This is a genomic window from uncultured Gimesia sp. (assembly GCF_937919775.1).
In the GTDB taxonomy this organism is placed as follows: Bacteria; Planctomycetota; Planctomycetia; order Planctomycetales; family Planctomycetaceae; genus Gimesia.
Map to the genome: position 1 here is coordinate 1 of NZ_CALFPF010000608.1, position 6,547 is coordinate 6,547.

Consider the following 6,547-nt stretch of genomic DNA (forward strand, 5'->3'; position numbering starts at 1 on the left):
GCCTCATTCCATTTTCGCTGACGCATCAGTTTTTCCGCGTCTCGGCTGGCGATCAGGTAATCGGTGACGGTGGGATCCGCTTCGAACTGATGGGACAGTCCGCGATAAAAGTGTGCGAACTTCATCGGTTCGTGGAAACCCGCTGTTCCCGTCGGTGCAAGGGCAGAATACTCTGTGCCGTTCTCCCGGATGCGCTGGCGACAGACATTGATGAACCACGGCAGGCTGACCGTTGGCTTGTGTCCGATCACCTGATGCAGAGGATCGTTTTCATCCTGTACGATGGGGATGCGAATCTCAGCGGTCCAAAAACCGTCGGCGACTTGTGTGGCGACTTCGGCCTGGGAATCCCAGTTGAACCAGTTGTTCCTGTCGGCACCGCGATCCAGGTCGACCACTGCGCCGGCCGGGTTGACGGCGATCTGATAATAATTGTGCGACTCCGTTGCGAGTAGAATTTCCACCGCATCGCCGTACCAGAGGGCCTGATCTCCTTTTTTCGTTGTGGTGATATTGGGCTTTTCACCCGGCGTCTCTTCACAACGGATCGCGAAGTAAAGATTATTGCCGAGCCACTGGGATTTAATCGAGGTGCCATATACGGGCAGGCGACCGGTCTGCAGTTCGCGCAGTTGGCCGGTTGAGGCGGTCGGACATTTCTGCCAGAGTGTTTCGTCGAGTTTTCCGTCGATCACGATTTCGCCCAGGGGATCACCCACGAGACGTAGCGTCGGCACCGGCCCCCGTTTTTGTGCCAGCTGTTTACTCTTGTTGCGAAGTCCGTTGAGGTAGTTGTCGATCAACTGCACCCGTCGCGCATAAACGGAGTCGTCACCGACTTTGGATTTGGCAACGGCAAACAGTTCCAGCGCGTGATGTGCTTTGTCGCCGTCTGTTTCCATTTCGCGCCAGTGTTCTTCACAGTAACTGAAAAACGCCTGCATCTCGTTGGCAACGGGGCCGTAAAACAGCCGACAGTATTCGTCGAACATCGCGACGGCATTCTGGTCCTTGCCCCCCCAGTACATTCGCGCTGTGAAGTAAACCAGAAAATGGTTATAGCCGACGGCATTCTCACGAAAGTCCATGCTGAGCCAGATGTCTTCCCCCCGCGACGTTCCTTTGGTTGCATTGATACTCTCGCCGAGGACGCGCGGGATATAAGCGGGCAGATAAAATCCGCGTGCGGTAAAGGGATAGTTTTCAAAAATCACCAGCGGGTTATCGGTTTTCCTGACCCAGTCCGCGCGTAACTGGTTGATGTCATCGCGGTCCGCGCTGGTGGGGCGACGGCCGCCAACGATGATCACCTGCACGTTCGGTTCCAGTTTCTCAATCTTGAGCGGAGGCTGCGTGTAGGTGCCGTAAGCGCAGTTGGAAATCTTTTTATCGGGGTGCGTTTTGCCGACTTCTTTGGCGACACGATTCACAAACTCCCAGACATAATCGGAAAGCGCCCCGCGGTAGCCGCGATCGGGGGTGTCTTTCCCCTGACATTTTTCACATTGGCAGATCGCCGTATAACCATCGGGGGGCATCACCGAAACCGCGTCCATATCGAAATGGTCAAACTGAGCGCGGGCATATCGCACGGTCTCGTCGAACAACTCTGCATTCGAATAACACAACTGATTGAGCCGTTTACCGGACTGCGTATCCCGTTTGCCGCCGTACAGCGCAAACCACTCCGGATGATTCTGAAGTGTGTACTCGTTATGCGTCATATGATCCAGACCATGTGCGGCCTGCCGACCGAAAGGTTCCCGCAAGCCGAGATGCATCGCCCACATTGCCACATCGCGCCCATAAGTGCCGAATCGAAAATTAATGGTTCGCAGTGGAAAATCAGGCTGCACACTCTGATCGATGACGGGCAGTGGAATCGTTTTCAGGTCAGGTACGATTTCCCCCAACTCACCCGGCAGATACCAGCGCACACCCAGACCGCGCAAGTAACCGCAGACTGCGTTGAAAGAACCGCGCTCGTCAAATCCCCAGACATTCACTTGACTGTTTTTGTCGACCTGTTGTTCGTTGGGAGTTCCGAACAATGCGGTGGGACCGGTGTAATGTTTATAGATTTGCGAATGCGGATAACCCCAGTGTTTCCCGGTAATCGCGTCCCACGCCTGTTGTGCTTTTCCGTTGACAATGTCCCTGTTGTTTCGTGGCCAGGGTTCGATGGGAACGAAATCTGTATCATCGCCGATCAGCGCCAGCCAGTTCTCGCCGGAGACGATTCGGTAGGCGCCGTACTTCAGCCCTGCAGCGGTGATGCCCCGTTGCTCGGTGTGCGCACTCTGGCCGATGAAGATACTGACGGGAGCCTTGCCACTCGGTTCGGTAACAATCGGCAACTTCGCACCGGAGATCTTCTCGACATACGTCTGCAGTTCCTGCGCTGCAAGCCGTGTGGTCCGCGGAGGTGTGGCGGAAATGATGATCTCTGCGCGGGGTTGCCCGTTCTCTACCAGGAAGCGTTCTGCAGCAGACGCGGGAACCATCGGGAGACAAAAACAGCAGAGCAGGCCGGCCAGCAGAATTTTTTTCATGGTGGTGTGTCTCGTTTCTTGCGGGGAGAGAACAGGGGTGGCATTCATTTTGAAGAACAGAGAAGACGAGTACAAGATTTGAGTAGAAAAAAGAATCGTTTCTCGGATCTAAGTCGTGTGAGACACTCGGTTTACTGGTTTTTGTTCACCATCGTTCAATTTTTGGAAAAAAAATGGTAACATTCGGCCGCGTTTTTCGCTCAGTAAATCAGATGTGGTACAGCGGGCCTGATCGTTTATTGAAAATGAAATTTGCTGTTTTAGCCAGATGTAAGGAAAGAGGTGTTTGCGATGTGTAACAATTGTAATCTGAATATTGATGCGGAACGGACGGATGAGTTTGGGCAGAAGCTGTTGCAGATTGTGAATCACAGTGGTCTGTCATTCATGATTTCGATTGGCCATCGTGCGCGGCTGTTTGACATCATGAGTGAGATGGAACACGCCACCAGCGGTGAAATTGCTGCACAGGCCGGATTGAACGAACGCTACGTCCGGGAATGGCTGGGCGCGATGGTGACCGGCGGCATTGTGGAATATGATCCGGTCTTGAAGACTTATTTTTTACCGGCCGAACATGCGGCGCTGCTGACGCGGGCCGCCGGCTCGAATAATTTTGCGACCACCATGCAATGGTTTTCGGTATTAGGTACGGTCGAAGACAAAATCCTCGATTGTTTTCGAGAAGGGGGCGGCGTTCCCTATTCTGAGTTTGCCCGGTTCCACGAAGTCATGGCCGAAGAGAGTTATTCGTCGGTTGTCTGCGGTCTGTTCGAGCATATTCTGCCTCTGGTGCCCGGTCTGGAAGCGAAATTGAAAGCCGGCATCGATGTACTGGATATCGGCTGTGGCAGTGGTCTGGCGCTGATTGCGCTGGCAGCCGCTTATCCCGAGAGCCGTTTTACGGGCTATGATATTTCCGAAGAATCGATCGGGCGGGCCCAACAGTCTGCCTCTGAGCGCGGCGTGTCGAACGTCACATTCCAGGTGCAGGATGTCTCGCAGATGAACGCGGTCAGCGAATTCGATCTGGTGACTGCCTTTGATGTGATTCACGATCAGGCCAATCCCGCTCAGGTGTTGAGTGAAGTGAATGCCGCCCTGCGACCGGGGGGTACTTTCCTGATGCAGGATATCGCCGCTTCAAGTCATGTGGAGAAAAATATTACCAATCCGCTGGGACCGATGTTTTATACGATCTCTACAATGCACTGCATGACCGTTTCGCTCGCGCAGGGCGGTGCGGGGCTGGGGACCTGCTGGGGCCGCGAGCTGGCTTGCGAGATGCTGGAAGAGGCTGGTTTTAACAATATCGATGTACAAGAGCTGCCGCACGATATCATGAATTATTTTTACGTGATGTCAAAAATGTAATGACCGTCGTGTCGAAACTGGTGTCATCACAGGGAGCAGAGATCCAAGGGTTTCTGTTCCCTGTTTTTTTATGAAAATGAGCAAATCATATGCGGTCTCATTGATGGACCCAGACAGTGCAGGTTAAATTAGATATTATTGTAGACTTTTTATTGGATGTGGGCTGCGACTGCCTATAATTCCTACAGTTTGAAGCGATTTTGTACCAGGTGAGAGAAAATCTTAAGAATCACTGAAGAATGTGCTATTTAAGGCCTTTCCATGTATTGATTTTGGTGCAAGAATGCCGATTATAAGGAATGATTCTATTACGTAGAGTTTGCCGATTGACGGAGCGATGGTGAACAGACTGTGATGGACAGCACGGAAGTCTGAAGCCGGAACTTCAATGCTCAAAAGGTATTGTAAGGTAATCGCCATCCAGACTTAATGATTCATTGAATTGTGAAAACCAAGCGAGAAATACCCCTGCGTCTTTCCCTCCTTGCCGGCGATGTAAATCGACCCGACTCATATCAGAGAGAGCACACCAGCCGTTTTCCATGGTTTCGATGATTTCAGTGATTGATTTTGAGCTGGTTTCCCGTTAGAGGGAAGAGGCCCGGATCAGCGGACGCGGATTTCCGTTTGATCAACGGCTGTTGCCATCATCAGAAAAACAGACATTTAAACATATTTTTTCATTCAACTGCGACAGTACCACCTGACACAAGGTGGCAACCGGGGAGTAAAATTCAGAATGGCGACCACAAACGTATCTGGTGCGAATGGCAAGATCAGCGAACAGTTGGATGCTGTTGTTATTCGTTTTTGTGGAGATAGTGGCGATGGCATGCAGTTGGCCGGCACGCAGTTCACGAATGTGTCGGCTGTGTTCGGTAATGATGTCAGCACTTTACCCGACTTTCCCGCCGAAATTCGCGCACCCGCCGGAACGCTGGGTGGCGTGAGCGGTTTTCAGATCTGTTTCTCCAGCTCTGATATTTATACGCCCGGCGATGAAGTAGATACACTGATCGCCATGAACCCGGCTGCTTTGAAAACGAATGTGGCGGACCTGAAACGGGGCGGCACGCTGATCGTCAACGAAGACGCCTTTGAATCGGGCAATCTTTCGAAAGCCGGTTATGAAGGTAATCCGCTGGTCGACGATGAATCTCTGGCCGCTTATCAGTTGCAGAAAGTACCGATGACCAGCCTGACGCGCGACGCCGTGGCGGAACTGGGGCTTTCACCGCGTGAAGCGGAACGCTGCAAAAACTTTTTCGCGATGGGGCTGGTCTACTGGCTCTATCAGCGCGATGCCACACCGACGGAAGAGTGGGTCAAATCGAAGTTCGCCAAGAAACCTGAACTGGTGGAAGCGAACCTGAAAGCGTTACACGCCGGTTATAACTATGGCATTACTACCGAAGCGATGACCGTGCATTATCACGTTGATCCTGCGGATTTGCCACCGGGCAATTACCGCAAGGTGACCGGAAACGAAGCGCTGGCGTTTGGTTTTGTAACGGCAGCCAAACTGGCCGGAAAGCAGTTGTTCTACGGCGGTTATCCGATTACGCCCGCCAGCGATATTTTACATGAGCTTTCCAAACTGAAGAATTTCAACGTGGTGACCTTTCAGGCGGAAGATGAAATCGCCGCGATCACAAGTGTGATTGGCGCTTCTTACGCAGGCGATCTGGCGATTACCGCCAGCAGCGGTCCCGGTATTGCCCTGAAAGGGGAAGGCATGGGTCTGGCTGCGATTATGGAATTGCCGCTGGTCGTGGTGGATGTTCAACGCGGGGGCCCGAGTACCGGGCTGCCAACCAAAACAGAACAGTCGGACCTGTATATGTGCATGTTCGGTCGCAATGGTGACTGCCCAATGCCTCTCGTCGCGCCTGCGACACCGGCGGACTGCTTCGAGATGGCACAGGAAGCGCTGCGGATCGCTGTCGAATTTATGACTCCCGTGCTGCTGCTCAGCGATGGTTATATCGCCAACGGAGCCGAGCCGTGGAAGATTCCTGACATCTCCAGCCTGAAGCCGATCAAGGTTTCTCACGAGAATACACAGGGGGACGAACCATTCATGCCTTACCTGCGGAACGAAAAGAAAGCCCGCCCGTGGGTGACTCCCGGAACTCCCGGTTGCGAACATCGTGTCGGCGGTCTGGAAAAATCGGACGTGACCGGTAACGTGAATTACTCACCCGAGAATCATCAGTTTATGACCACACTCCGGGCAAACAAAATCGCCGGGATTGCCGACTTCATTCCGGAACAGACCGTTGAAGGTCCGGAGTCGGGTGATCTGCTGGTGATCAGCTGGGGGGGAACTTACGGAGCGGTCCGGACTGCGGTCAAGCAATCGGTCAAGGAAGGTTTATCAGTCGCGCATGCCCACATTCGTTATCTGCATCCGTTCCCCAAAAATCTGGGCGATGTGATCAAGCAATATAAGAAAGTGCTGATTCCCGAACTGAATACCGGACAATTACGCATGATCATCCGCGGCACGTATCTGGCTGACGCGGTCGGTTTGAATAAGGTCCAGGGAAAACCGTTCCTGATCAGTGAAGTCAAACAGAAAATCAGAGAGATGCTGGACGAGAAGTAGTTTCAGACTCCCA

At 52.8% G+C, this 6,547-nt stretch carries 3 protein-coding genes; 2 read left to right on the forward strand and 1 reads right to left on the reverse strand.

What is annotated here, in order from left to right:
• Positions 1 to 2,552 (reverse strand): DUF4838 domain-containing protein (locus tag Q0294_RS17480; RefSeq protein ID WP_299468027.1); only part of this gene is annotated, 2,552 nt, incomplete at its 3' end.
• Between the two features lie 291 nt (positions 2,553 to 2,843).
• Between Q0294_RS17480 and Q0294_RS17485 the strand changes: the two genes are divergently transcribed.
• Both Q0294_RS17485 and Q0294_RS17490 read left to right on the forward strand, forming a co-directional pair.
• Positions 2,844 to 3,926 (forward strand): class I SAM-dependent methyltransferase, encoded by a 1,083-nt coding sequence (locus Q0294_RS17485; protein ID WP_299468029.1) that lies wholly within the window; start codon positions 2,844 to 2,846, stop codon positions 3,924 to 3,926.
• Between the two features lie 739 nt (positions 3,927 to 4,665).
• Positions 4,666 to 6,534 (forward strand): 2-oxoacid:acceptor oxidoreductase subunit alpha, encoded by a 1,869-nt coding sequence (locus Q0294_RS17490; protein WP_299468031.1) that lies wholly within the window; start codon positions 4,666 to 4,668, stop codon positions 6,532 to 6,534.
• Positions 6,535 to 6,547: the final 13 nt, after the last annotated feature.

Coding starts and splice junctions, on each gene's coding strand:
- Q0294_RS17485 (WP_299468029.1), top strand. CDS start 2,844: ATGTGTAACAATTGTAATCTGAATATTGATGCGGAACGGACGGATGAG.
- Q0294_RS17490 (WP_299468031.1), top strand. CDS start 4,666: ATGGCGACCACAAACGTATCTGGTGCGAATGGCAAGATCAGCGAACAG.